This window comes from Pseudoalteromonas rubra, assembly GCF_001482385.1.
Lineage (GTDB): Bacteria > Pseudomonadota > Gammaproteobacteria > Enterobacterales > Alteromonadaceae > Pseudoalteromonas > Pseudoalteromonas ardens.
The window spans coordinates 2,331,278-2,356,417 of the sequence record NZ_CP013611.1 but is presented as its reverse complement, the minus strand read 5'-3'; the positions used below and the strand labels follow the sequence as shown (position 1 = coordinate 2,356,417).

The window sequence follows — 25,140 nt, the reverse complement described above, 5'->3', positions numbered from 1 at the left end:
CATTAAATCCGGCCCAATCTAATTGTTTTATGCAACAATCCCCTCAATGATGAGTGCTAAGCACTTACAATAATATCAAAAGTTCCTGAATTAAGATTTATCGCTCAAACAGGTTGCGTTCGGGCGTTGTGAGATTCGCCTCCATGCTCCCCACAGATCCTCGGCGAAAGCTCTACTCGGTGCAGGTCCCCCAACAACGTACCACTCATTGCTATATTCATGGCAGTCGAGTGCGTCTATAACGGTGTTACCGGGTTGGTCATATAGTTGGCTAGGATCCCAATAGCCATCTTTTACAGGAGGAGGAGGTGTATGTGGTCCTTGCTCAAATTGACACTGCTGACCGCCAGTCATACTAAACTTGAGTTGAGCACTTAATGATATATAGCTTTCATCAGTACTCGCTTTGAGTTTTGCAAGCGCATCATTCGCTTCATTTATACAATTTAATGCTCCATCACTGACATTAAATTGCGTGAATTGGCCTTTGATATCAACAGCAATTTTATTTTTTGACAAGACAAATTCATTCACATCGCATTGGCCAGCTTCATTGTTGGCGACAACAAGTACCGTTTTTTGTGTCTCATTGTAAAGGTAGAACTGTTTTTTACCCTGTTGATCGTACGGGCCGCCTTCGCCTAATTCGTAAATTGGGAGGCTAGTAATAATATGTTCTAGGATTTTACCGAATTGGCTTTGATATGAGATTAAGCTATCCGTACTAATGTTATCAAAAATGGCCTTAGCAGCAGATTTAGCTTTATCTATGTTCTTTTGCGAGTAAAAGCCATAATTTTGCAATAGCTCTAGATAGTTATTTATATCAATCCAACTTAGTTGTGTGTCATAGCTGCTTCCCTGGCGCGCGGCTTGAGAAAGCGTGTTAGTTACATCAGGGATCTGTCTAATATAGCGGGCGCCGAAGTCATTTTGTTTGTGAAAACAAGTCCAATCGTCTTCTAAGTCTTGTTCAATTTCCACACAGTGATCAAAAACGTCCTGTGAGCGTAGTACTTGATCTTTTGCAGCATAAGGCCCTCGGTTGTACATAAAAGACATAAGCATAGACAGTGCGTCAGGATCTTTAGATTGTTGTAAAAAGAGATGCATTGAATCTTGAGAGGAGTCAGAACCTTGGTTCCAAGGTAAAGAACCACTTACTATTGCTAGTGCAGAGCCGTTATAAAAACCACTGCTCAAAGATGAGCCGAGTATATTGCGAGCCGGTCCCGCATGTGAGCTTAATACTGTTTTTGGATCAAGGTTTTTAAACGGAATAGGGAACCCTCCTCCAACAACGCCCTGCAATTCTGACCAAGCGCTGCCAGGGTATTCGATTTGTAGCACGCCATCATCTTCTTCAACACCACCAGGCAGATCCTTACCAAGGGAGCTCTCTTGTAGGCCTTTTGATACAAAGTAGTTTGGATTCATTTGTCGTTCAAAATAGTCACCGAATAGTTCACTTGTCGCGAATGGTCGGGATAAATCAAAAGTACCATTTGGGCCCTTTTTTAAGCCGTATTGCATTTGTACACGGCTCGACGCACTGGCATGGGCAAAGGCTAATGCCCACAGCTTGTGTTCGGTGATCGTATTCGAGGATGGAATACCTCGTACGCTTAGGTTTATCTCGTGTGGAAACTCAGCATACCAATCAATGTGGTAAAACTGACCAGGTTTATTACAACCTTTTCTATCAATATCATACCCTCCGTCAGGAGTTTCTATGATCTCACAATGGTAATTCACAGTTATTCTGTCGGCGAGCAAAATACGGTAATCCACATTGCCATTGTGAGTTGGCAATAGTTGGCGATATTGAGCCAAGTCAATAGTTTTTATTGCTGATACTTGAGTGCTTATGCTGAGCAACAGCGCACTATAAATAGAGTGAAGATGTATTTTTTGCATATGTTAGTCTCTCATGTTGTATCGAAATTGTTTGTTTTTGACATCGCTGTCAATGGTATAAAATATACAGTGCTGATCAAAAAACATACTATGTAAAGGTTTTCAGTTCATTTTTTATTGCAAAGTTAACTAGACTTGTTTGTAAGGTATAAAAATATCAACCACTTAGGTTCAAGTCGTGCTGATTGTGACTGTGAATGGTGTATTTCAGTGTTCTTGATTATGTTCCAAAGAGGCAAGCGCACTCTCAGGCACCGAAACACCAGCTTCAGCTACTTTGGTCATGGCAACAATGTGTGACTCGATGAGCTTGCTTTGCCTCATCGTAAAACTTCCTTCTTATGTTAATCGAAGTTCTATTCAAGAGCTGGTGCAGTAATGGGGGAGTGACACCTGTATTGACGAAGTGCATGAAGAAAATGTTGATCTTAAATGTGCGATATCTCTGAATAGATAGGTATAAATGGATTCATGCGAAATGAAATGAATATAAATAAATTAATAGCTAAATAGAGGGCGTAAAATTGGGTTGTTTATTTCTCACCTTAATGTTGTATATATCTCTCTGTTTGTACTGCTACTATGTGAATATAAGATAGAAGGTCACTGTTTATTAAGTATTTATTGGTTTTGGTTTTTTTGTGGTCAAATTTTTGAAATAAAACTGAGGTTGACGATTTTATATTCGTTTCTATAATCGATGCTGAAAACCCTCACTGACAGAGGGGAAATAAGATCAATAAGGATGAATATGTCTTTTTTCAAAAAAGCACTTGGCGCTGTGGGTATTGGCGCGGCAAAAGTCGACACATTGTTAGATCACCATCAGGTTGCACCTGGCGAGGAAATTTCCGGCACCGTTAAAATTAATGGAGGTAAAGTCGCTCAGGAGATCAACAAAATCGATCTCAAAGTGATGTGTACTTACACCATTGAAAGAGAAAACAATGAAGGTGAGTCGGAAACGGTGACTAAGCAACACACCTTAGCCAAGTTTCGCATTAATGAGCGTTTTACCATTGAGCCAGATGATGAAAAGCATATTCCTTTTGCATTTGAGTTAGACCTGGAAACGCCTATCACAGTCGGTGAGTCTCAAACCTGGATTGCCACCAATCTGGACATCGACATGGCGCTGGATAAGTCCGACCGAGATTATATCCGCGTTGTTCCAACCGCCCTGCAACAAGCCGTTATCGATAGCATGGAAGAACTGGGTTTCAAATTGTATGAATCGGACTGTGAAGGTATTGAAGAGGCTTCCTTCTCTCGTCTGCCATTCGTACAGGAGCTGGAGTTTAAAACCTTTGCCGGCGAATTCCATGGCCGTTTCGATGAAGTAGAGATTGTCTTTTTCAATCGTGGCAGTCAGTTGGAAGTCATTTTTGAAATTGATCGCAAAGCTCGGGGCTTCAAAGGCTTTTTTGCCGAAGCACTCGATTTAGATGAATCTAAAGCTCGCCTGGTTATCGACGAAGATAGTCTGGAGGACCTGGAAGATCTGATTTATGACCTGCTCGAGGATAACTGTTAACGGACAGGTTTTATTGCCAGGCCCGCGGCATACAACACGGCAGTTATGCCGCAGGCATTTAACTATTTTATAGATAATTATAAGGACTATAATGAAAGCACTCACTTCTTTGCTAACTATCCCGACGTTATTACTACTTGCTGCATGTGGCAGCGACTCACAACAGACAGAATTACCCCAATGTGACGATGAAGATGTGATGGAACTGGTTCATGATATCGTCAAAGATGAAGTTAAATCACAGTTGTTTGAGGTGATGCTGGCACAAGCCGGTAAATCTGGCGAAATCACATACGAGCGTGCGGTTGAAGTGAAAGGCCGTTCAACCGAGTTGGCAACGGTGCTGGATGCTGTCGATGAGGCTGTTGAGCAACAAGATTTGCAATATTCTGAGATTGCTCAGTCTTCCGAGGACACTGCATTACAAAAAGTTTGGTGTAGTGCCAATATGATGAGTCCGGGCGGTGAAAAGCCTGCAATCATCAATTATACCGCATTGTATTCAGGCGATGATGTAGAGGTGTTGGTCACTTTCTAGTATGTTATACATACCTTAGCTGTGGGCAACATTATGGTGCCCACATACTATGTTTGCCAGGCTCGCTTCGCACTATATAAGACGAGCGGAGTGTTTTATCACCAATATATTACATTTTCGTCTGTCGCATTTTTCCACCATTTTAATATGACCAATCAAGGGTATGGCCCACTAAAATAGGTTTTATCGGCAACCGGGATATGTTGTTTATTGCCTGAACTAATTTTGTCGCTTGGTTATCCATCGCAATTATGTAGAATAGAAAACCTGAATTCGTATCAAGGTAGATTAGGTGACAATGAATGTCCGATTTTAAAGTTTGGAAACTGATAAGTCTGCTCTGTATCATGTTTTTAATGGTCGGGTGTGAGTCGAAAGAGGAACGCATCCAGCAGACAATTACCCACTCACTTCAGGACGCGTCCCGTGCGATTAACACCTTAGGTGATGCGCTGGATAAAAACCAAGTGCGCAATGCTAATCTCCTGGTTGAGTATGGCAATGTGCTGGGCCAGCAAAATCCGCAACTGAACAATATTGCTCAGCTGGTTGCACAGGATGCAACCAGCGGTGGTCCTTTGTATCAGAGCTTACTTTCTCGCTATCAGGCGCTGAAATCTCCCCAACCGGGCATGAGCAGTGATGACATCATCGAACAGGCTGTTTTACTCAAAGAAGCCGCTTCTTTGAGCCTGTTTAATGATGCTTTGACCGATCCAATTAACGTACTTGCCGATATGTCCAATGGGACGTTGGCTCGGGTTGGTGCCATTAGCCAGTCTGCAGAGCAGGCTGCCAGTAATGGTCAACCTGCTGTAGGGAACCAACTGGTTGGTAATGCCAACTACGGCGAATGGCAAACCAACTCTAACGGCACCAGTTTCTGGATGTGGTATGGCATGTACCGGATGCTTGGTGATTTGGTGGGAGATGTTGAATATGATAGCTGGAGCAAACGTCGTAAATACAGCTATTACAGCGACTATGGCCGTAAACGCTACACCAGTTATCAGGGCTATAAACGTCAAAGCGCAATAGAGCAGCGTACACGGCAATCATACCAGCGGCAGGGGCGACAATTTACCAGTCCTTATGCGAAAAGAAAGGCAGGCGCTTCGGGCCTTAGCCGTGCCAGTCATACCCCATCAGCAGTATCGCGAAGCAGCTACTCGAGAGCCAAGTCGGGCTCGGGCTCGGGCTCAATTCGCAATAGTTCAAACCGGACCTCTCGCGGCGTGAGCCGGGGCAAGTAGCGCATCAGATAGCGGAGTTAACACATGTATCAATTTAACGGATTAACAGCCTGGACATTACAGGCACTTCTCATCGATATGGCGGTGATCATTGCCCTGTTCGTGAGTTTAAAATATATCAAAGGGTGGGTGTCCAACCTGCATGCCAATGATGAAATTACCGAGCGAGACAATTTTGCCTTTGGTCTGAGCTTTGCCGGTGGCCTAACCGGACTGGCCATTGTATTGACGGGGATCACCAGTGGCGCCTTTGCCAGTACACTGACCCAGGAGGCGATGCAAATGGCGGGCTATGGCCTGGTTGGTATTGTGCTGATCAAGCTGGGCCACTTTTTTCAGGACAAAGTGGCGCTGCGTAAAGTCGATCTACACAGCGAGATCATTAAAGGCAATATCACCTCTGCCTTGATTGATTTTGGTCATGTGGTCAGTGTCGCCATCGTGATCCGCTCAGCGTTACTCTGGGTGCTGACTGAAGGCTGGTACGGCTTGCCAATCGTGGTTGTGGCCTTTGTCATTGGCAATGTATGTATGTTGCTGGTGAGCCAATATCGTGTGCAGCTTTTTAAGCGTACCAATCGTAACGGCGACTGTTTGCAGCAAGCTATCCTGGATAACAATGTCGCGGTCGGGATCCGTTATGCCGGATTTCTTATTGGTGCAGCATTAGCGCTCACTGCGGCGTCTGGCCTGGCACCCTATGTTGCCGACAATATGGCAAGTAGCCTGATTTACTGGAGTATTGCTGCACTGGGCAGCATAGTGTTGTTTGCTTTGTTGCACCTGGTGATGATCAAGGTGATCCTGGCGGGCACTGATATCTCTGATGAAGTTAATCGTCAAAAGAACATTGGTGTGGCAACCATCTCGGCCGCTGTCTCTTTTGCTGTGGGTGTAACCATGGCCACCTTGTTAGGCGCGTAATTCTTGAGCGTATCGGTACCGCCAACTCAATCTAAAGTGACCGGCAGCATGTCGCTGTTTGGTCACGATGTGTTACTGATCGGTGTTATGGCCATTCTGGCCGGCTGTGGTCTGATCTATGAATACCTGCTTTCACATTACGCAGGCCGGGTGCTTGGTTCGGTGGAAAGCGCCATTTATGCCATGATTGGCACTATGATAGTGGCCATGGGGATAGGGGCATTTTTAGCACGCTGGTTTAAAGACCCTTTCACTGCCTTTGCCTGGCTGGAGAGTGTGATTGCGTTATTAGGCATGAGCAGTATTTTAATCATTGCCAGTATTATTGCACTGACCTACACCTTACCACATACGCTCTCTACGCTTTATAACCTGCCGCCTGACAGCATACTCGATGGCAGGCCTCTCCAGTTACTACAGGATTTTGCCCGCTTTTTACCTTATATATTTGGGCTTATTCTCGGTATTTTGATCGGTATGGAAATTCCACTAATTGCGCGTATCCGTCAGCAGGTATACGGTCGATTTCTAGAAAATAATGCGGGCACCATTTATGGCGCTGACTATATCGGGGCAGGAGTAGGGGCAGCTATCTGGGTGACGATCATGCTGGCCTTACCGATTATGCAAGCTGCTGCCTGGACGGCATTATTCAATATCGTGGCCGGACTGATTTTTTTATGGCGTTACTTTGCGTTTGTACGCTTTGCCAAATTATTACTGATCTGTCATCTCTTATTGTTGGCCATCTTCGCGGTCATCTTGCACCAAGGTAGCGGATGGATGAAAGATCTCAGTAATGTGTTATACAAAGACAAAGTGATTTATTCAGAGTCAACTAAGTATCAGCATGTGGTGATCACAGAGCGCCTCAGCCGGACACAGTCTGCGCCCATCAATGATTTATTTTTAAATGGCCGCTTACAGTTCTCATCAATAGACGAGCAAATCTATCATACTATGTTGGTCTATCCGGCCATGCTGGCATCAAACCGGCACGACAAGGTGTTGATCATTGGTGGAGGGGACGGCTTGGCGTTGCGTGATGTACTTAAGTGGCCAGTGCACAGTGCCACCCTGATCGATCTGGATGGTCAGTTACTGTCGCTATTTGGGCTGCAGGGGCAGGAATTTGAATCTCGCCCAGAGATCACGGCCAAGCTTGTTCAGCTGAACGAGAATGCACTGAATGACCCCAGAGCAGAAGTCATTGTGGCAGATGCTTTTTTAGAAATTGAAAGCATGCTGGATCGGGGTCTGCAGTTTGATACCATCATCATTGATCTACCGGACCCCAATCATCCGGATTTGAACAAACTGTATAGCGATTACTTTTATAACCATGTCAGGCAATTGCTCGCACCGGATGGCGCGCTGGCTATCCAGTCTACCTCTCCCTATCACGCTAAAAACGCCTTCATCAGTATTGCAAAAACGGTGAAACAGGCTGGATTTAGCCATGTTGAACAATATCAGCAGAATATTCCTTCATTTGGACAGTGGGGATGGACCATTGCAACTCCCACCGGTCAGCCAGCCAGTGCAAGAATTGCAGCAGTTGAAGCATTGCCGGTTGCCAGCAACTGGGTCAGCAAAAAATATTTACTGTCCTCTTTTGTCTTTCCAAATCACTTTTTTGACAGGAATAAAGAGATTGAGGTCAATCGCTTAGGAACTGGCGTACTGTACGATTATTATCGTCAGGCATGGCAAACGGAAGATGAGTTGTATAAAAATTAACGCAACAGTGTTGACATATTATGTCGCACATGCAAATCTTAACTCAGACATAATATGTCAAAACGAAAAGGTAAAGAAAGATGGAATTAAACGAGTTATCAATCAAATTGGCATCATTTGAAACTGAAGGTGCTAACTTCGAATCCTTCCTGATCGCAAATGAAGGTGAGCAGGATGTATTACAAGTGATTGTTGAGGGAAATGACGAATTACCGATCTTTGTCACTCAGACCGAAGAGCAGTTGGTGTGTATCAGCTACCTGTTTAATGAAAATGAAGTGAAGCCTGAGTTATTGAACGAGTTAAATGAAGCATTGTTAAAACTCAATGTGCCGATCCCTTTGAGTGCGTTTGCTAAAATTGATGAACAGTACGCTATCTTTGGTGCACTGGCTGTTTCCTCCTCCATCGATGAGATAACGCACGAACTGGTCACGTTGGCAGACAATGCCATCGAAGCCCTGGATGCTGTGACTGTGTATTTAAAAGATTAATAGTGGAGAAGTGAGATGAGTATCTTAAAGAAATTATTTACCGCAGTGCGTGGCGGTGCCCGTGAAGTGGGTGAGTCGATTGTCGATGCCAACGGCATCCGTATTTTTGAGCAAGAAATTGCTGATGCGAAAAACGCACTGGCGAAAGCCAAGAAAAGCCTGACTGAAGTGATGGCGAAAGAAATGCAAACCAAACGTAAGTTGGCAGCACTGGACGAGAGCATTGCCGAGCATGAAGACTATGCAGGTCAGGCATTGCAACAGGGGAATGAGGCACTGGCGGTAGAAATTGCCGAGAAAATTGGTGAATTTGAAACAGAGAAAGAAGAGCATCAGCAAGTGCTGGATGGCTTTACTAAACATGTAATTCTGCTTAAGCAGCAGGTGAAGGATGCAGAAAAGTCGATCAAAGAAAATCAACGCCAACTGACTATGGTGAAAACCACAGAAAGCGTGCAAAAAGCCACGATGGCGGTAAACAGTACACTCAACACCAATGAGTCATCTATGGTCAATGCACGTCAGTCTCTGGAGCGTATTAAGCAGCGTCAGCTGGACAGACAAGACCAGCTGGCCGCTGCCAAAGAGCTGGAAGCCGCTGAAACAGGTGCCGATCTGAAAGCCAAGATGGCAGAAGCGGGCATAGGTACAACCCAAAAGAGCAATGATATTCTGGACCGCATTAAGGCTAAACAAGCAAAGTAATGCGGCCGGAGTGAAAAAAGGAGGCTTGGCCTCCTTTTTTGCTTGCTCTAATTTCTAAAAGGTGAGTTATGTTTGGTTTTTTTAAATCTAAGAAGGTCCCTGAGCGCCAGCTTGACCATGCCCGCGATCTGCGTGTCGGCGATATGCTGACGGTGATTGATTCATTTGCTTATCCTGACTGGCTAAAAGGCCAGACACTCAAGGTCACCGCAGTGCAGACATATCAATACCAGCACAGTGCAGACTATGAGTTTGTGCTGGAGTCAGAGTCTGGTAAAGCGGTTTTTTTGCAGATTGAGCAGGATGATGGTGAAGAGTTTGCTAACTTTTCGGTGAAGATCCAGCGCGATGATGTGGATGCGATATTTACCCTCGATGAGTTTGCTCGTATCTTCGATGAAGAATCTCTGACGCAGCTCGAAACACACTCAAAGCCGGCGGCTTTTGAGCGCTTCCTGGGACAGAGTTATCAGCAAAGTGAAGCCCCTTATGTGGCTTATTATTATGAACAGGACTACCGCGGACGTACATTGCCACGTTATCAGGACGAAAGTGGCGCTGTCTGTGAGGTGATAGCGCTGATATCGCCTGATGAGAAACACAGTATCAATATTGAAGTCTGGGACGGAGGTGAGACAGAAGTTTCCCTGACGCTTACCCGACCGCTCAGTGATATTGTGGAGTTATTTCCCGGGGCAGGTTCGTGACGGATAAACAAGCCAAATGGCAACGTCAGGAACGGGCGTTGCGGGCCACCCAAATGGCCTTTGACTTAACGACAGAAGTTCAGAAAAGCTTGAAAAAGCAGGCAATAGATGAAGAGCTAACGCCGTCGGATATGATCCGCAAGATTTTGGATTTAGAAGTTAAATCGAAAAAAACTAGGCAACGCCTGTCGTTTAATCTCACCGATGAAGAAATTGCTTTATTGGCTCAGCGCTTTGGCGTTGACCCGGACGATAAGCGTGCGGTTAAGCAACAGGTTGCCAGTCTACTGATCAATCGCTATACAGACGCGCAGGGCACTTAGCCTAAGCGCGTCTGGGCTGGTTTGTTATGCTGCTATGTTTGATGCGCCACAGGTTTACCTGCTGTACTTTGATGACGCAGTGAGTAACAACAAACACGGCCACAAACAGCAGGACACCGAAAAAGGCATGGCAGGCTCTGATAGCAGGCAGGAATCGTGCACATAGGCCGGGATAAATTCCATTCTATACCGTGACACACAGTACACTTACCAATAGACCCAACAAAATCACAATCACCAAAGCGTACTAGCCAAAGCTCAATATCCTTGCCTGATGGGCCCGGACAATAATGCGCAACGCATATTCCATTTTTAACCGGCTAATTTGATAGGTCTTTCAAGTTTGGCTGATATAGATATGGCCATATTGGGAGGGCTGTAGCGACAAATGGCCAATTTTAAGTAGCATCCTTCATATTGTTGGTAGCCGCTGGTGGCAAGTTATTCTCCTGTTGAGTAAGCATAACTGAGCGGACTGGACTAGAGTTACTAAGCTGTGATCGCTACCAGGCCTTCAGCAATATATTAGCCTGGGCGATACAGCTAGTCACCCTTACTGGAGTCTGTGGGTAGTAGGGATAAATTATTTTTCCAGACCTCCAGGCCGTCTCTCAGCGGAGCGACAGTGTAACCTTGCCGTTGTATGTATCGAGTTGGCCTGGAGCAGGTGTTTATTAAGGAGCAACTCATGGCAGAACACCAATCACGCGCACGTTTTTTTCAACAGCACCCCAAAGCCAGAGCCCATGCTGCGCTCGATGACGCGACTAATCAGCAGCTTAAAGTCACACCGGGTCCGGTGACCCTGACCAAACACAAATATCAGGGCAAGAAAGCGGTGATCATTGGCGCTGGTGTATCCGGCCTGACGACGGCTTATGAATTGTTAGCGCAACAGTCGGGTATGGAAGTAACGGTATTGGAAGCACAAAACCGCACCGGGGGCGTTGTTTGAGCCTGCGCACCGGGGATACCTTAATTGAGGATGTCGACAGTCAGCTGTTTCATTCCAAACCAGGACAGCCGCAGGTGGTACGCTTTGACAGACCACAAGGCGATGCAGAACCTTACCTCAATGCGGGTCCTGGTCGCATTCCCTCCAGCCACAAACGCCTGCTGTCTTATCTGAAGCAATTCAGTGTGGATGTGGAAGTCTATGTCATGAACAGCGAGTCGAATTTAGTGCAGATGTCAGATAGCTTTGCGGGTTTGCCGCTGGTGTATCGCCGTCTTGATCACAATACCCGGGGGTGGTTGGCTCAGATGGTGTTTGAAAATGCTGAGCAGCTGATCAAAACCACTGAATGTGGTGTGGGCGCACAGGATATTGAGCGCCGTGCCCAACAACTGAGAGAGTTAATGATCAGTTTTGGGGAGCTGGTACCCAGCGGTCCCAATGAGGGAAAATACGTCGTGACAGCGGGTGAAGATGGCATGGAAAATGGTCGTTCTCGCGCGGGTTACACAGAATTGCCAGGCGTGGATGCCGGAACAATTGCGGAGCCTTTGAGTTTCGACAGCTTACTTGGCTCTGAGTTTTGGGACAAAACACGTTTTTATCAGCCCGTTGATTTCCTCTGGCAGTCGACGCTGTTTCAGCCAGTCGGCGGGATGGATCAGGTACAGCATGCTTTTGCTCAGCAAGTAGCTGCTCTGGGTGGCACCATCTTGTTGAACAGTCCGGTAAAACAGATTGACTGGGATGCATCGCGTCAGCAGTTTGCGATTTCTATCGCGAAAGTAGGCACTGACGATCTTGACGTTGTATATGCGGATTACTGCTTCAGTAACATGGCCATGCCTTTCTTAAAAGAGATCTTGTCAGAAACGCTTCAGGATCCAAACAGTCAGGTGGGCCTCAACAGTGAATTTAAATCGGCATTACAGGCTGTGTATCAGTCTCAGTTTGTCGATGATCATGGCGGCTACGAGGCTAAGTTCCTGGCATGTACGACCAAAGTGGGTTGGCAGGCCGATCGTTATTTATGGCAGGGTAGTCAGGTTAAAGAAGTGCATGATGATTGTGCTAACGTCGATGTGTTGAGTGTGCCGGATTCTGAAATTGGTGTAGTGCCTATTTTTGGTGGGATCTCCTGGACGGACAACGATATTACACAGATCTGGTACCCCTCCACAGCCTACCATGACGAAAAAGGCGTACTCACCGGCGCTTATAACTTCTCTGAAATTGCCTATGAGTGGGGTAAATTACCGGTTCAGGCGCGACTGGACAAAGCGCGTGAAGGCGCGAAATTGTTCGGCCAGGCATTTGGGGATGGTCTGGAACATGGTCTGGCGATTGCCTGGCAAAATATGCCATATATCAAAGGCGGCTGGGCACAGTGGCATGTGGTCGGCGATCAGGCTGTGCACCATTTCAATGTATTGGCGCAGGGCAGTGCGGTGAAAACGGCAGACGGCAGTGAAACACAACCCAATTTCTTCATCGTTGGTGATCAGCTTTCGTCTTTACCTGGTTGGCAGGAGGGAGCCATTGCCGCGGCGCTAAATGCACTGAATCGTATGGAGCGTCCGGATTTGGCGATCCCGCATCTGGCATGTTTACCAGATACGCGTTTGATCGTTGAAGGCGTTTAACTGGCAATCCAAATCGTAATATGGCTGCGCGAACCCAGATGGATGAGGCATAGGGTCCCGGACTTCGGGTTCGCGCTTTGCGTATTGTGAGGACTACAGAAGTGGCTAAAGGCTGTGCCACATCTCTTGTCCCCGGATAAGGAATAGTGGTGCGATAATTTGAACCATTATTGGTAATTGTTGCCACACACAGGCAAAAGGCTGCTATTTTTAAAAGAGGGTTATGACCCAGCTGTGAAAACATCATTTAACACCTTAGATCAGACTGTTGCGCGGGACTGATGTATTAAATATAGACTGAATATCAAATGGAGACTTGGCGATGCGTCACATTGCGATCTGGGCTATCCTGGCCCTGTTCATTACCGGTTGCGCCAGCACCCAACAGACAACACGCTCCGGGTTTTTACCCGATTATCAGCGTTTAAAGCCCTCTGACACGTATCCCGATACCGCGTTGTACGTATCGGAACAACTTAAAAATGGTGGCCTGAAACAGGTGCGCACCATTTATCTGCCACATTTTGAAGTGTGGCTACAACTCAATGACGAAGCCAAAGTATCGCTTAGCCCGGCAGATTTGGCCAAGTTAAGTATCTATATGCAGGCTCAGCTCCAACAAAAGCTTTCTGTGCACTATCAGGTTTTGCTTGCGAAACCAAAGGAGCTTGGCCCGGATGTATTGACGATCCGCGGTGCGTTTACGCAAATTGAGTTTGCACCGACTGAAATGGAAATACGCGACTTTATTCCTGTTCGTCTGGTGTATAGTGCCGGCAAAAGTGCTTATCTGATGGCAACCGAGCAATCGGAGGTTGTGACGTCAGTTTCACTGGAGAGCATGTTTTATCTGGGGGAAAGTCAGGAGCCTGTTTTAATGATGTCTGCCCACAAAGAGGTGGAGTCAGTCGTAAAGCAAAGCGGCGATGAAAATGCCCAGGCTGTTAAAGCCGTACTCGACATCTGGATAGACAACTTTGTTACAGCAATCAGTAAATCAAAAACGATATAGTGGTGATCACCTATGATAAGAAAGCACACCTTCCTTTTAGCCGTTGTTATGGCGACTGTCCTGTCCGCGTGCTCTGAGCCACAAACCATGGTTGAGAAAGCGCCACATCTGCGGCCAGTGAGAACAATTGAGCTCAGTGTTAATAATTTTGGGCCGCTCCAGGAGTTTCCGGCTGTGGTAGATGCAGCCAGCACCGCTGATCTGTCGTTCAAAGTGTCTGGAGAACTGACGCACTTGAGTGTGAAACAAGGTCAGGAAGTGACGCAAGGAGACGTGATAGCAAAGGTAGATGACACTGACTACAAACTGGCGGTGGAGGAAGCGCAAGCGGCTTTTGAAAAAGCAGAAGCAGATTTTAAGCGGGGTGAGCAACTGATTGTGACCGGGACCATCAGTCAGTCAGATTATGATCTTCTTAAATCTCAATTTGCCAGTGCCAAAACTAAGCTGGCCAATGCCAGAAACAACCTGAACTATACCCAGCTCAGGGCGTCTTTCTCGGGGATTGTTGCACGCACACATGTTGAACAATTCGAAGAAGTACAGGCCAAGCAAGTCGTGGCGACTTTACAGGACATCGAGCATATTAATCTCAAGGTAAATGTACCGGAAAGTATTATGATCCACGTCAGCAAAGAAACACCGAAGCAGGTATTTGCTGAATTTGCGGCGATTGAGGGTAAACGCTTTGAACTGACATTTGTAGAGGTCAGTACCCAGGCTGATGAGGTGACAAAAACCTATGAGGTCACGCTTGGCATGCTGCCTCCTCCCGGATATAACATTTTGCCGGGTATGACAGCCAAAGTTATGGCCAGTGCACCCAGTGAAGCATTATCCCGCCTGTATCTGCCCTTATCTACGGTGCTTAAAGATGAAAACGGCCACTATGTGTGGACGGTTACCTCGCTTGGTGACGACAAAGGTAAAGTGACCAAAACGCCCGTGCAGATTGGAGAGGTTTCTTCGCTGGGCTTTCCTGTGATCTCTGGGGTGACAGCAGGCGCACACGTGGTCACCGCAGGTATGAGTAAAGTGACCGATCAGCAGGTTGTGAAATTTCAGGGAGGTCGTGAGTGAACATCACCCGATTAGCATTAGAGAATAATCGCACAACCTGGGTTTTGATTTTTGCCTTGGTGTTTTTCGGCATCGTGGCGTTCAATAAGATGCCTAAAGACTATGATCCTGGCTTTATTATCAGAACTGCACAGGTTGTTACTTACTTTCCCGGTGCAAGCCCACAGCGGGTTGAAGAACTGGTTACCGACAAAATTGAAAAGGTGGTGCAGCAAATTCCGGAGCTGGACTTTGTTAAAAGTACCTCTAAAACCGGTGTCTCGATCGTCAGTGTTAATATCAAAGAAAGCTATAAGGAAATGCGCCCTATCTGGGATAACTTGCGCCGTAAGATTGAAACCGTCGAAAACGACCTCCCCAGTGATGCGCAAAAACCCATAGTGAACGATGAATTTGGTGATGTGTTTGGTGTTGTTATCGGGTTGACTGCGGAAGGTTACTCTTATCGTGAGATGGAAGAAGTGGCCGAGCAGGTCAGAGATGAGCTGCTGAGGTTGCCGGAAGCCGCAAAGGTCGATATTTTCGGTGCTCAGGAGCAGCGTGTCTTCATTGAATTTGAAAACGCCAAACTGGCATCGCTTGGAATTTCGCCTGGGCAACTGAAAGATCAGTTGGCAGCCCGCAATATCGTTAATCCGGGCGGCTCCATTTTTATTGATGATGAAACGCTGGCGCTTGAGCCCAGTGGTAATTTTGAATCGGTGGAAGACATCGCGGGTACCATCATTAATATTACAGGATCAGAGCAGGTGATCCTGCTCAGCGATATCGCCCGGGTGTACCGTGATTATGTCGACCCGGCTAAGGTCAAGGTGCGAGTGGCAGATGAAGAAGGGATGACAATAGCCATTTCTATGCGTCACGGCGGTAATAATTTACTGTTGGGTGAGCAGGTGCTCGATGCGATCCATTATCTTGAGTCTGTTTACCCGATAGGGGTGGACTTTAAGCTCCTGTCATTTCTACCGCGAGAGGTTGAGCAAAAGGTTGATGATTTTGTGTCAAACCTGATCCAGGCGGTACTGGTGGTGACCGTGGTGATGCTGTTTAGCTTGGGCTTACGGACTGGGTTGATAGTCGCCAGCCTGATCCCGATGAGCATGGTGTTCGGTATACTGGCGATGTCCTTTTTTGACATCAGCATTGATCAGATCTCGCTGGCCGCTCTGATCATTGCACTGGGCATGCTGGTTGATAACGGGATTGTGATGTCAGAAAGCATTATGGTGCAGATGGAGCGAGGCAAATCGGCGGTAGAGGCAGCGGTTGACTCCGCAGAGGAGCTAAAAGTGCCATTGCTGGTGTCTTCGCTGACCACAGGTGCCGCGTTTTTACCGATTTTTCTGGCGGAATCCGCCACGGGAGAATACACCGCATCCCTGTTCAAAGTGGTGACCATTACCTTACTGTGTTCCTGGTTACTGGCTATGACCATGATCCCCATGCTGTGTGTGCTGTTTACCCGGGTGAAATCCCAGGCTGCCAATTATGATGCAGGTATCTATTTAACTTATAAACAGATCCTGATGGGGCTGATTAAGCACCGCTGGATAACACTTGCCGGGTGTGTATTGATGTTTTTCCTGGCATTGCAGGGGTTGCAGTTGGTGCCGAAGTTGTTTTTCCCGCCTTCTGATCGAGACTACTTTAAAGTCGAGCTGGAGTTACCTATTGGCACGCGCTTGAGTGCGACTGAAGCTATGGTTAAAGACATGGAAGCCTTTTTGCTCCGCGACCTTAAAGTCAACGAAACACGTGAGCAAGGGGTCACCGACTGGGTGTCGTATGTGGGTAATGGTGGTCCCAGGTTCCTGCTGACGCATACGCCAGAACCGGCAAGCTCAAACTATGCCTTGATGATAGTCTCGACCACCTCATACCGACATATAGATGAGCTGATGGCGAAAATCGAGACATATGCGTTGCAGCGTCACCCCGATTTGCTTATCAAGCAGCGTAAGATAGAAAACGGCTCACCCATCGATAACCCGGTTGAAGTACGCTTATCTGGCAGTGATATCGACGTGCTGACGGGACTGGTCAATCAACTTAAAGCACAAATGCGTGACACGCCAGGATTGAAAGCAGTGAGCGATGATTGGGGTTTACCCATCAAGAAACTACAGATCAAAATTAATCAGACTCGCGCGCGACGTGCGGGTGTTTCCAGCAAAGACATTGCAAGTTCACTACAAACTGGGCTCAGTGGCCTCGAGCTCACCCGCTTTCGGGAAGGGGATGAGCTTATTCCGGTCACTCTACGCTCGGTGGCAGCTGATAGACAGGATATCGGTAAGCTGGAAGCCATGGTGGTGTATTCACAGGCTTCAGGTAAATCGGTGCCGCTGAAGCAGGTAGCAGATATCGAAGTGGTGTGGGAAAACGCCCAGATTTTGCGGCGCGACCGCCTGAAGTCGGTCACGGTGGGCGCCCAGCTGGACGGTATCACCGCTGACGAAGGCTTTTCTAAACTTAAACCCTGGCTGGAGGAGCAACAAAAGTCATGGCCGTTTGGTTACAGCTATGAGCTGGGTGGTGAAGCTGAATCTTCTGGTAAAGCAAATCAGTCTATTGCTGAGAAAATGCCCATTGCGGTCTTCATTATCGTGATTTTGTTGATGGGTCAGTTCAATTCACTGCGCAAGTCGGCCATTGTACTGACAACTGTCCCTCTGGGCTTTATTGGGGTGGTTGCCGGGTTGTTGATTGGGCAGTCCTTCTTTGGCTTTATGACCTTACTGGGGATCATCTCACTGGCTGGCATCGTGATTAACAACGCCATTGTATTACTGGAGCGGATTAAGTACGAGTTAGATCAGGGAGACGACCCGGTTCTGGCTATTATTCAGGCCGCGCAACAGCGTATGCGCCCCATTCTGCTCACCACAGCCACGACTGTGCTGGGTTTGGTACCTCTTTACCTGGGTGGAGGAGAAATGTGGGAGCCCATGGCACTGGCCATTATGGGTGGTTTGTTGTTTTCAACTATACTGACATTAGGCGTTGTGCCCGTGTTATATGCGCTGTTGTATCGAATTTCGGTGAAGTCGTAACGCACGAGATAGATACCAGTCCGCTAAAGTCAGTGGACTGGTATCAATTTGTCGTCAATTGTTACCTTTCATTGCGCGTTCAGCAAAAAATGCAGATTATTTAGAGGTTGAATGTATCAATGCGACCGCAGATGGGTTGGCAATCGTGAGGAGAAGACCATGAAATGTTTACATGTAATTACGTTAGTTTGCTTGAGTCCTTTGGCAGCGCTGGCAGGAGAAGCGAATGTTACGTGGCGAGACTTTAATGATTATCGTGATGTGGTTCCGGCCAATGAAAGCAAAGCGGGCTATCACAAACGGATTGCCTCACAGTTTGAAAAGCATCTGAGTAAATTGATGGCCAAGGCACCCGATGGATATCAGCTAAATATCACCTTTGATGATATAGATCTGGCGGGAGATGTGCGCTTTAGCATGCATGATATTCGTATTGTGAAGCCCATTTTCTTCCCACGCCTTAAGATAAGCTATACGCTAACCGATAATAACGGCGCAATTGTGGCACAGGCGCAGGAGAAGGTGCTCAAAGACTTGTCGTTTATGGATCGGGTGCGAACGGGACGAGACAGCGAGTTTTATTATGATAAACGGCTGTTAAGTGCGTGGTACAAAAATGAAATTGCCGCAAAAGAGCAAGGGTGATGCTGCCATTGCCGGGCTTAAATGCCCGGCTGGTGGTAATTATACCAATTTCACTTAATACCTTGTGCTTTTTGAAGGAGAAAGTATGACGCTAACGGCGTTAATAATTTCTCATTTAGAACTTTTACCTAAGGTATAAGTTCGCAAATTTCTGCCTCGTCTCTATGGATGTAGGTGCCTCAGCGATAGCAGGACGCGAGAGCGGTGTTATCGACCCTATTTTCTCGCCTCAAAGTAGCACACTTAATTAAGCAAATTGGTATTACTTGAAAGACGCAAGTAACTGGATCAGCTGTTGCAGCTTGAAGACTGCCTTTTTCAGTTGCGCCTCGTCTAGCTGCTGCGCCTGACCCAATGCTTCGACGTCCGCTGCAACATCAAGCACGTAAGGCTTGAATCGTTTGGCGGCAAAATCAAAACCGGCGTCTTCAGGAAATAGCGCCTGGAATTTTCCGTGACCTTGCTGCTGTAGTTCGTCTAATTTTTTATCGGCATCAAGTGCTTGACGGTAAACGAGTTTTAGATTTTCATTCAGCTTTTCGATAACGGCTTGCATATTTTTCCTAAAGACTTACGGGAATTGGCCGATATTGTACTTGGATCCATCAATCTTGTCAGGTATAAGCTTATGAATATATCCGGAAGTAACCTACCTGCTATGTCTGGGACGGGGCAAAGCGGCGAAGTAATGAGCGCGCAGCTAGCCAAAAAGCAGCAAAAAGCAGATGGACAAGCCGCCCTGGCCTTAATTGAGTCTGCTGGTAATTCAGCACCAGCAAAATCAACCACGGCCACTATGGGCAACAATATCAACGTCTACGTGTAGGCGCTGATAGATTGCGCCCTACTTGAATATGTAAGCAGTTTGCTTATGTGCAGTATCAGGCTGGGCTCAGTCCTAAATCAATCGGCGTCTTACTTGGTTCGCCGCCGATTTCTCTTACCAATTTGGGTACCAAAAACCCGGGGAGCGTTTCGAGCAAGTCATGCATTAGCGCAATAGCGGTTTGCTCCGTCACATCAAAGTGACTCGCACCTTCCACTTTATCCAGTACATGCAGGTAGTAAGGTAATACATCCGCGCTAAATAGCGCCTCACTCAGTGCTTGTTGTGCATCCAGAGTGTCGTTAATCTCTTTCAATAAGACTGCCTGGTTTAACAACATCACCCCGGCGCGTCGCAGCTTTTTCATAGCCGCTGAAAAGTGCATATCTATTTCATTGGCATGATTAATGTGGTTGACCAGCACGGGTTTCAGGCGACTATGACTCAGGATTTCGCACAGTGTATCTGTCACTCTGGCCGGGATCACCACTGGCAATCTGGTGTGTATTCTTAGGCGTGTCAGATGGGGAATATCACTGAGTTGCTCAAGCAGCCAGGCAAGCATGTTATCTTTGGCCATCAGTGGATCTCCACCACTTAAAATGACCTCATTGATCTCAGGGTGTGCATTCAGATAATCGAAAACAGCCTGCAAAGAGCGTTTGTTGAGCTGATTATCCTGATACGGAAAATGACGACGAAAGCAGTAACGGCAGTTAACTGCACAGCCGGTTTTCAGCATTAACAGCACTCTGGAGCGGTATTTATGTAGTAGCCCGGGCAGCGCTGCCTGCTGTTCGTCGAGCGGATCTTTGTTAAAACCGGCTTTGGCGAGGAATTCCTGATGCTGAGGGAGCACTTGCAGCAGCAAGGGATCCTGTGCATCTCCATAACGCATTTTAGCGATGAAGGGGCGTGGAACTCTTAGTGGAAACAAGCGTTTAGCGGCTAAGTCCTGTTCACCAAAATGGTTCTCCAGGCCAACCAGCCTGAGCAACTCATCCGCACTGGTGACGACATTCGCCAATTCTTTTTGCCAGTTAGTCTGCAAATTTACTTCATTTATTTGTATCATTAGCGGGTTTATTACTCGAAATACAAAGATTAGAGGATACGATGGCGAATTATAGCACCAACGAATTCAAGGGCGGCCTAAAAATTATGATCGATGGAGAGCCTTGCTCCATCCTGGAAAATGAAGTGGTCAAGCCCGGTAAGGGCCAGGCGTTTAACCGTGTTAAGATCCGTAAGCTGATCTCAGGTAAAGTTTTAGAGAAAACTTTTAAGTCTGGTGAATCGGTTGAAGGTGCGGACGTCATGGACACAGATCTGGCTTATCTGTATACAGATGGTGAGTTCTGGCACTTTATGAACAACGAAACCTTTGAGCAGATCGCGGCAGATGAAAAAGCACTGGGCGAAGCGGTAAAATGGTTGGTTGAAAATGATGTATGTACTATCACACTGTGGAACGGTAACCCAATTGCCGTCACACCACCTAATTTCGTAGAACTGGAAATCACAGAAACAGATCCTGGCCTGAAAGGCGACACTGCGGGTACCGGTGGTAAACCAGCGACACTGAGCACAGGCGCTGTGGTACGTGTACCTCTGTTCGTACAAATTGGTGAAGTGATTAAAGTAGATACGCGCAGCGGTGAATACGTGAGTCGTGTAAAGTAAGCGAATATACTTTATGGCCTGGCCGCGTTTAAATTAAGCGGGCTGGGACTGACAAGTCACCTACAGATCCCGGCCTTTGCCGGGATTTTTTGTCTGGAGTTATTATGAGTCATTCAGCGCCCGATCCGGCCTCTGATATCGTTTGGGCACCCAGTGCCAGTATTGATACTTTGCGTCAGCGTGCCGGGATCCTCGCTAAAATTCGCACTTTCTTTGCTGAGCGTGAGGTATTAGAAGTCGAAACCCCCAGTCTGTCACAAGCCTCGGTGACGGATGTACACCTTGCGTCGTTCGCAACCACCTTTGTTGGCCCGGGTCACGCCACTGGCACCCCTTTATATCTGCAAACCTCACCTGAGTTTGCTATGAAGCGTTTGTTAGCGGCGGGCAGTGGCGCAATTTACCAGATTGGTAAAGCCTTTCGTAATGAAGAATCAGGCCGACATCACAACCCTGAGTTTACGATGCTGGAATGGTATCGACCCGGGTTCGATGAGTTTGCACTCATGGCGGAAGTCAATGACTTGATGCAGGCTATCCTGGATTGCCCTGAAGCCGAGTCATTGAGCTATCAGCAGGCCTTTATTACCCATCTGGGTCTGGACCCGCTGAGTGCCTCGATGGAGGAATTGAGGCAATTGGCCAGCCAGCGTGGCCATGCGCACGTTGCTGAGCAAGAGCAACATCGTGATACGCTGCTGCAATTGCTGTTTTGTATGGAGATTGAACCTTTGATTGGCCAGCAGGCGCCCTGTTTTGTCTATCATTTTCCTGCTTCTCAGGCTGCGCTGGCGCAACTCAACGATAAAGATCCCAGAGTCGCCGGGCGGTTTGAACTCTATTATCGTGGTATGGAGTTGGCCAATGGTTTTAACGAACTAACCGACGACGTTGAACAAAGTGCACGTTTTGATGAGGACAATGCGCAGCGCATAGCGATGGGGTTGGCCCCTGTGGCCAAAGATCCGCGCTTTTTGGCTGCGCTGGCACAGGGGTTACCGGCTTGTGCCGGCGTTGCGTTAGGGGTCGATCGCCTGGTGATGCTGGCGACCGGAAAGAAACAGCTTAAAGAAGTGATAGCATTTGACGTCGACAGGGCGTAAGTCGGGGCCCAAACAGGTCCTCAGACGAAGCGTTTGAGTTCCTGTTGGGTTTGAGTGGAGCGCTGCTGTGCATCCTGACAATCGTGTAGTGCTGCATCAATCTGTGATTTGGCAGATTGGCCGAGCTCGACAATGCGGTGTACTGACTCGTGGGTGTGCTGCTGAGTCGACTCAAGCTGATGAACAGCACTGACAATTTCTTCCAACTGTGACTGGTTGCGCTCAAAGTCCTCAGACATATCGGCAAACCCCTGAGAGGTGGTGCGAATGGCCTGCTCGGCAGAGCTGGAATGATCTATCAACTGCTCCGACTCTTGGTGGGTTTCGCCCACTAACACATCCATTTGGTTTATAAAGTCACTGATCTGACGGGTGGCATCGTTGACTTTAACCGACAGATTACGCACTTCATCGGCCACCACAGCAAAACCGCGACCCGCTTCTCCAGCCCGCGCTGCTTCGATGGCGGCATTGAGTGCTAACAAGTTGGTCTGATCGGAGAACTCCTCGACCATTTTCAAAATACTACGGATGTTCTCGCTGTTTTCTTTTAATCCGGCGACAGTGGAGGAAAAGCTGCCCAACAAGTGGGTAATTTGCTGAACCTCTTTAACCAGCGTGCTCAATGATTGTGAAGAGCCTCGAACAAAATGCAAACTTTCCGTATTGGCCTGATACACCTGATCGGTGTTGTGCACTATGCTTTGCAGGCTATGCGTAACCTGATCGCTGGCTGCGATAATGGTGTCGCCCTGATCTATTTGCTGACTACCCAGCAAAGCGGTTTGCTTCATGGAGTCGGTGACCTGCTGATTACTGCGGTTTGCCGCTTCGGCACTTTGATAGGTGGCAGCCAGTAATTCACTCAGATGCTGAGTAAAGGTGTTGTATTGCTCACTGAGGTCACGGAATTCGTCATACGTGAACTGCGGCAATTTGGCAGTAAGATCGCCGTCCTGACGGTTGATCTGTTCTAGTGTGTCGCGCATAGCCTGTACAGGGCGAACAATCAGGTAGCGCATGTAGAAAAAGGTGAAGATAAAGGCGCCTACCGATATCAAAGCCAGTAACCAGAAAACCCCGGTAGAGCCGCTGTGCTCAGCCAGTTCACTGTGGAGCCACACTAACGTGATGATTTGAAAAACTAACAAAAACCCCAGATTGCCAAAAATCTTGCGGGTCAGGGTGAAGAACAAAGATTCTTCGATCAAATTATAGATGCGCATGTACAAACTCATATTAGGCTCTTCACTGTGCCGTTTAGCATACAGTATAGAGTAAACCTGGCAGGTGCAACTGTTTACAGGTTAAGCAATTTATTTTAGCAAGCGGCATAATCCAGCATATGGTCAGCCCTGTCAATCGACCTCTGGTACCTGGTTGAGTTGTTGCTGCACGACCATTTTTGCGTAACAGGGGTAGTTGCTGAATATGCCATCAACGCCATAATCTAACATTAATTCAATGTCTTTTGCTTTATCGACTGTGTAAGCCAGGACTTTAAGGCCGCGTTGTTTGGCATCCTGAACAAATTCATGGTTAATGAAGTTTTTGTCCATATGGATGCTTTCGGCATGAAGTTGCTGGGCAAACTGGGCAAATGTAAGTGGAATGGAGGCGGTCAGCGCCCCGATCCTGACCCAGGGGAGCTTTTGTTTGAGCCATAATAACTGATGATGATCAAAGGAGGACAAGAGCAGCTGATGACGAGCTATTACACCACGTTGTACATTGTCTTCTATGGTGGCAACAAACTTATCCAGGCTGAAGGTATGTTTGAGCTCCAGGTTAATGGTGGCTTGTTGGCCGATGGTATTCAACACTTGTTGCAGTGTCGGTACGGACTCGTTATTACTGAGTCTCAACTGAGATAGCTGTGCACGGCTGGTTTCGTTAACCTTGCCCCGGCCGTTGGTGGTGCGATCCAGCCAGGTATCATGAATAATGGCGTAATCATCCAGACAACTTTGCACATCGAGTTCAATGCCGTCGACGCCCACTTCCAGTGCTGCCTGAATGGCGCTGAGCGAGTTTTCGGGGTAATTTCCACTGGCACCTCGGTGTGCAAAAACCTGGATCATAGCTTATTCCTTGTGATCGACCACGTCTCATAGCAGGCTGCACTGACAACCAGTATGCCTCCTGCCAGCGTGGTGAGTGTTATGGTTTCTGCCAACAGCATATAAGCCAACACGGTCGCATACAAGGGCTGTAAGCAAGAAATCAGTCCCGCGGTAGTGGCTGATAAGTAACGCAAACAGGACGCAAATAACGCATGGGGAATGGCAGTAAAAACACACCCAGCCAGGACAATCAGGAACAGGTTTTCAGTACTTAAATCTGAAGGGGGCACTTCAACAAAGGCACATAGCATGAGGCTGGCAACCAGGGTTTGATAAAACATGGTATGTGGCCCACCATAGCTGGAAAAAAGCTTCTTCTGGAGTAAATTTCTAAGTGCAAAGAGTGCCCCGGAGAACACCCCCGTTATGATGCCCAAAGTGATTTGATTACCCGGATCGCTGTCCGGCACCAGTAAATAAATACCACCCATCACCACGGCCGCCGTAAAGATATCTTTGCGCTTAATGTTGCCTTTGAAAAAGAGCGGCTCAAGCAGCACAGTGATCACCGGATAAGTAAAAAAGGCAATGACCCCGACAGCTATCCCAGCCATTTGCATCGCGGCAAAGTAAGTCACCCAATGCAGTCCGACACAGACACCTAACAGTATGACAATGGCGTAGTCTTTGCTTGCTCTGAGTCTGAATACACTGCCTTTAAATTTGAGAATGCATGCCAGAGTGATAAAGGCGATAGCAGTGCGATACACAGTGATGTCCAGTGCAGAGAGAGGAATTAACTTGGAGAATAACGCGGTACCACCAAATAGTAGCACTGCCAGATGCAAATTAATGAGGGAGGATTGTTCGGGACGCATAGCGAACTCGACATGTTTTTCATTAGCTTATCATGTTAGGTGGTTGTCGCTAAAGCTTTGTGAC

Annotated in this window: 24 protein-coding genes; 18 read left to right on the top strand and 6 right to left on the bottom strand. The window is 47.3% G+C overall.

From position 1 onward, the window contains the following. Positions 1–90 precede the first annotated feature (90 nt). Positions 91–1,917, bottom strand: coding sequence for a hypothetical protein (locus AT705_RS10410; protein ID WP_058796538.1), 1,827 nt, complete (start codon positions 1,915–1,917; stop codon positions 91–93). A gap of 751 nt (positions 1,918–2,668) precedes the next feature. Between AT705_RS10410 and AT705_RS10405 the strand changes: the two genes are divergently transcribed. From AT705_RS10405 to AT705_RS10340, 15 genes are all read left to right on the top strand, one after another. Next, positions 2,669–3,451 (top strand): sporulation protein, encoded by a 783-nt coding sequence (locus tag AT705_RS10405; RefSeq protein WP_058797973.1) that lies wholly within the window; start codon positions 2,669–2,671, stop codon positions 3,449–3,451. A 91-nt stretch (positions 3,452–3,542) separates the two neighbouring features. Continuing rightward, on the top strand, positions 3,543–3,989 hold the full coding sequence (locus AT705_RS10400) for a hypothetical protein (protein ID WP_058796537.1): 447 nt from the start codon (positions 3,543–3,545) through the stop codon (positions 3,987–3,989). A gap of 302 nt (positions 3,990–4,291) precedes the next feature. Beyond that, positions 4,292–5,242: a hypothetical protein gene (locus AT705_RS10395; RefSeq protein ID WP_058796536.1), complete on the top strand. Its 951-nt coding sequence runs from the start codon at positions 4,292–4,294 to the stop codon at positions 5,240–5,242. A 24-nt stretch (positions 5,243–5,266) separates the two neighbouring features. After that, positions 5,267–6,166, top strand: coding sequence for a DUF350 domain-containing protein (locus AT705_RS10390; protein WP_010383731.1), 900 nt, complete (start codon positions 5,267–5,269; stop codon positions 6,164–6,166). A gap of 3 nt (positions 6,167–6,169) precedes the next feature. Then, positions 6,170–7,906, top strand: a complete 1,737-nt coding sequence (locus tag AT705_RS10385; RefSeq protein ID WP_257721223.1) for a polyamine aminopropyltransferase — start codon at positions 6,170–6,172, stop codon at positions 7,904–7,906. A gap of 80 nt (positions 7,907–7,986) precedes the next feature. Continuing rightward, the gene (locus tag AT705_RS10380) at positions 7,987–8,400 is read left to right on the top strand and encodes a DUF2170 family protein (protein WP_010383729.1); all 414 of its coding nucleotides are present in this window, start codon (positions 7,987–7,989) and stop codon (positions 8,398–8,400) included. A 15-nt stretch (positions 8,401–8,415) separates the two neighbouring features. After that, complete coding sequence (locus tag AT705_RS10375; RefSeq protein WP_010383728.1) at positions 8,416–9,105, top strand: PspA/IM30 family protein; 690 nt, start codon at positions 8,416–8,418, stop codon at positions 9,103–9,105. Positions 9,106–9,173: 68 nt separating this feature from the next. Beyond that, positions 9,174–9,812 (top strand): DUF4178 domain-containing protein, encoded by a 639-nt coding sequence (locus tag AT705_RS10370; protein ID WP_058796534.1) that lies wholly within the window; start codon positions 9,174–9,176, stop codon positions 9,810–9,812. 53 nt (positions 9,813–9,865) lie between these two features. Next, the gene (locus tag AT705_RS10365) at positions 9,866–10,135 is read left to right on the top strand and encodes a hypothetical protein (RefSeq protein ID WP_228553276.1); all 270 of its coding nucleotides are present in this window, start codon (positions 9,866–9,868) and stop codon (positions 10,133–10,135) included. Positions 10,136–10,823: 688 nt separating this feature from the next. Continuing rightward, positions 10,824–11,090, top strand: a complete 267-nt coding sequence (locus AT705_RS25905; protein ID WP_250636845.1) for an FAD-dependent oxidoreductase — start codon at positions 10,824–10,826, stop codon at positions 11,088–11,090. Next, a complete protein-coding gene (locus tag AT705_RS10360; protein WP_250636844.1) occupies positions 11,087–12,733 on the top strand; it encodes a flavin monoamine oxidase family protein in 1,647 nt (548 codons plus the stop codon). The genes AT705_RS25905 and AT705_RS10360 overlap by 4 nt, the downstream gene beginning before the upstream one ends. 322 nt (positions 12,734–13,055) lie before the next feature. Continuing rightward, positions 13,056–13,745: a DUF3313 family protein gene (locus AT705_RS10355; RefSeq protein ID WP_058796533.1), complete on the top strand. Its 690-nt coding sequence runs from the start codon at positions 13,056–13,058 to the stop codon at positions 13,743–13,745. A 12-nt stretch (positions 13,746–13,757) separates the two neighbouring features. Continuing rightward, complete coding sequence (locus AT705_RS10350; RefSeq protein ID WP_058796532.1) at positions 13,758–14,825, top strand: efflux RND transporter periplasmic adaptor subunit; 1,068 nt, start codon at positions 13,758–13,760, stop codon at positions 14,823–14,825. Further along, the gene (locus tag AT705_RS10345; protein WP_058796531.1) at positions 14,822–17,878 is read left to right on the top strand and encodes an efflux RND transporter permease subunit; all 3,057 of its coding nucleotides are present in this window, start codon (positions 14,822–14,824) and stop codon (positions 17,876–17,878) included. Before AT705_RS10350 ends, AT705_RS10345 begins: the two co-directional genes overlap by 4 nt. Before the next feature lie 159 nt (positions 17,879–18,037). Next, positions 18,038–18,523, top strand: a complete 486-nt coding sequence (locus AT705_RS10340; protein WP_058796530.1) for a DUF3016 domain-containing protein — start codon at positions 18,038–18,040, stop codon at positions 18,521–18,523. A 262-nt stretch (positions 18,524–18,785) separates the two neighbouring features. Here AT705_RS10340 and AT705_RS10335 read toward each other — a convergent pair whose 3' ends face one another. Next, the gene (locus AT705_RS10335; protein ID WP_058796529.1) at positions 18,786–19,079 is read right to left on the bottom strand and encodes a hypothetical protein; all 294 of its coding nucleotides are present in this window, start codon (positions 19,077–19,079) and stop codon (positions 18,786–18,788) included. A 72-nt stretch (positions 19,080–19,151) separates the two neighbouring features. On the opposite strand from AT705_RS10335, the gene AT705_RS10330 reads away from it, so the two are divergent. Beyond that, on the top strand, positions 19,152–19,349 hold the full coding sequence (locus AT705_RS10330; protein WP_040644570.1) for a hypothetical protein: 198 nt from the start codon (positions 19,152–19,154) through the stop codon (positions 19,347–19,349). A 55-nt stretch (positions 19,350–19,404) separates the two neighbouring features. Here AT705_RS10330 and epmB read toward each other — a convergent pair whose 3' ends face one another. Continuing rightward, positions 19,405–20,424 carry an EF-P beta-lysylation protein EpmB gene (gene epmB / locus AT705_RS10325; RefSeq protein ID WP_058796528.1) on the bottom strand — a complete coding sequence of 340 codons (1,020 nt, stop codon included), beginning with the start codon at positions 20,422–20,424 and terminating at the stop codon, positions 19,405–19,407. Positions 20,425–20,465: 41 nt separating this feature from the next. Between epmB and efp the strand changes: the two genes are divergently transcribed. Next, positions 20,466–21,032: an elongation factor P gene (gene efp, locus AT705_RS10320; protein ID WP_010383714.1), complete on the top strand. Its 567-nt coding sequence runs from the start codon at positions 20,466–20,468 to the stop codon at positions 21,030–21,032. 104 nt (positions 21,033–21,136) lie between these two features. Continuing rightward, the gene (gene epmA, locus AT705_RS10315) at positions 21,137–22,135 is read left to right on the top strand and encodes an elongation factor P--(R)-beta-lysine ligase (RefSeq protein ID WP_049864990.1); all 999 of its coding nucleotides are present in this window, start codon (positions 21,137–21,139) and stop codon (positions 22,133–22,135) included. Positions 22,136–22,155: 20 nt separating this feature from the next. Here the strand turns inward: epmA and AT705_RS10310 are convergent, their stop codons facing one another. The 3 genes from AT705_RS10310 to AT705_RS10300 all read right to left on the bottom strand — a co-directional run bounded on the left by AT705_RS10310 (position 22,156) and on the right by AT705_RS10300 (position 25,076). Further along, complete coding sequence (locus tag AT705_RS10310) at positions 22,156–23,361, bottom strand: methyl-accepting chemotaxis protein (protein ID WP_058797972.1); 1,206 nt, start codon at positions 23,359–23,361, stop codon at positions 22,156–22,158. Between the two features lie 132 nt (positions 23,362–23,493). Continuing rightward, entirely contained in the window at positions 23,494–24,216 is a 723-nt protein-coding gene (locus AT705_RS10305; protein ID WP_058796527.1) for a glycerophosphodiester phosphodiesterase, read from the bottom strand. Then, the gene (locus AT705_RS10300) at positions 24,213–25,076 is read right to left on the bottom strand and encodes a DMT family transporter (RefSeq protein ID WP_058796526.1); all 864 of its coding nucleotides are present in this window, start codon (positions 25,074–25,076) and stop codon (positions 24,213–24,215) included. Before AT705_RS10300 ends, AT705_RS10305 begins: the two co-directional genes overlap by 4 nt. Positions 25,077–25,140 lie beyond the last annotated feature (64 nt).

What these genes read in the sequence shown, in the direction of transcription:
- efp (WP_010383714.1), top strand. Translation starts at nt 20,466, where the DNA reads ATGGCGAATTATAGCACCAACGAATTCAAGGGCGGCCTAAAAATTATG.
- AT705_RS10305 (WP_058796527.1), bottom strand. Translation starts at nt 24,216, where the DNA reads ATGATCCAGGTTTTTGCACACCGAGGTGCCAGTGGAAATTACCCCGAA.
- epmB (WP_058796528.1), bottom strand. Translation starts at nt 20,424, where the DNA reads ATGATACAAATAAATGAAGTAAATTTGCAGACTAACTGGCAAAAAGAA.
- AT705_RS10340 (WP_058796530.1), top strand. Translation starts at nt 18,038, where the DNA reads ATGAAATGTTTACATGTAATTACGTTAGTTTGCTTGAGTCCTTTGGCA.
- AT705_RS10375 (WP_010383728.1), top strand. Translation starts at nt 8,416, where the DNA reads ATGAGTATCTTAAAGAAATTATTTACCGCAGTGCGTGGCGGTGCCCGT.
- AT705_RS10350 (WP_058796532.1), top strand. Translation starts at nt 13,758, where the DNA reads ATGATAAGAAAGCACACCTTCCTTTTAGCCGTTGTTATGGCGACTGTC.
- AT705_RS10365 (WP_228553276.1), top strand. Translation starts at nt 9,866, where the DNA reads ATGGCCTTTGACTTAACGACAGAAGTTCAGAAAAGCTTGAAAAAGCAG.
- AT705_RS10390 (WP_010383731.1), top strand. Translation starts at nt 5,267, where the DNA reads ATGTATCAATTTAACGGATTAACAGCCTGGACATTACAGGCACTTCTC.
- AT705_RS10400 (WP_058796537.1), top strand. Translation starts at nt 3,543, where the DNA reads ATGAAAGCACTCACTTCTTTGCTAACTATCCCGACGTTATTACTACTT.
- AT705_RS10335 (WP_058796529.1), bottom strand. Translation starts at nt 19,079, where the DNA reads ATGCAAGCCGTTATCGAAAAGCTGAATGAAAATCTAAAACTCGTTTAC.
- AT705_RS10380 (WP_010383729.1), top strand. Translation starts at nt 7,987, where the DNA reads ATGGAATTAAACGAGTTATCAATCAAATTGGCATCATTTGAAACTGAA.
- AT705_RS10405 (WP_058797973.1), top strand. Translation starts at nt 2,669, where the DNA reads ATGTCTTTTTTCAAAAAAGCACTTGGCGCTGTGGGTATTGGCGCGGCA.
- AT705_RS10410 (WP_058796538.1), bottom strand. Translation starts at nt 1,917, where the DNA reads ATGCAAAAAATACATCTTCACTCTATTTATAGTGCGCTGTTGCTCAGC.
- AT705_RS25905 (WP_250636845.1), top strand. Translation starts at nt 10,824, where the DNA reads ATGGCAGAACACCAATCACGCGCACGTTTTTTTCAACAGCACCCCAAA.
- AT705_RS10395 (WP_058796536.1), top strand. Translation starts at nt 4,292, where the DNA reads ATGTCCGATTTTAAAGTTTGGAAACTGATAAGTCTGCTCTGTATCATG.
- AT705_RS10300 (WP_058796526.1), bottom strand. Translation starts at nt 25,076, where the DNA reads ATGCGTCCCGAACAATCCTCCCTCATTAATTTGCATCTGGCAGTGCTA.
- AT705_RS10310 (WP_058797972.1), bottom strand. Translation starts at nt 23,361, where the DNA reads ATGCGCATCTATAATTTGATCGAAGAATCTTTGTTCTTCACCCTGACC.
- epmA (WP_049864990.1), top strand. Translation starts at nt 21,137, where the DNA reads ATGAGTCATTCAGCGCCCGATCCGGCCTCTGATATCGTTTGGGCACCC.
- AT705_RS10370 (WP_058796534.1), top strand. Translation starts at nt 9,174, where the DNA reads ATGTTTGGTTTTTTTAAATCTAAGAAGGTCCCTGAGCGCCAGCTTGAC.
- AT705_RS10355 (WP_058796533.1), top strand. Translation starts at nt 13,056, where the DNA reads ATGCGTCACATTGCGATCTGGGCTATCCTGGCCCTGTTCATTACCGGT.
- AT705_RS10330 (WP_040644570.1), top strand. Translation starts at nt 19,152, where the DNA reads ATGAATATATCCGGAAGTAACCTACCTGCTATGTCTGGGACGGGGCAA.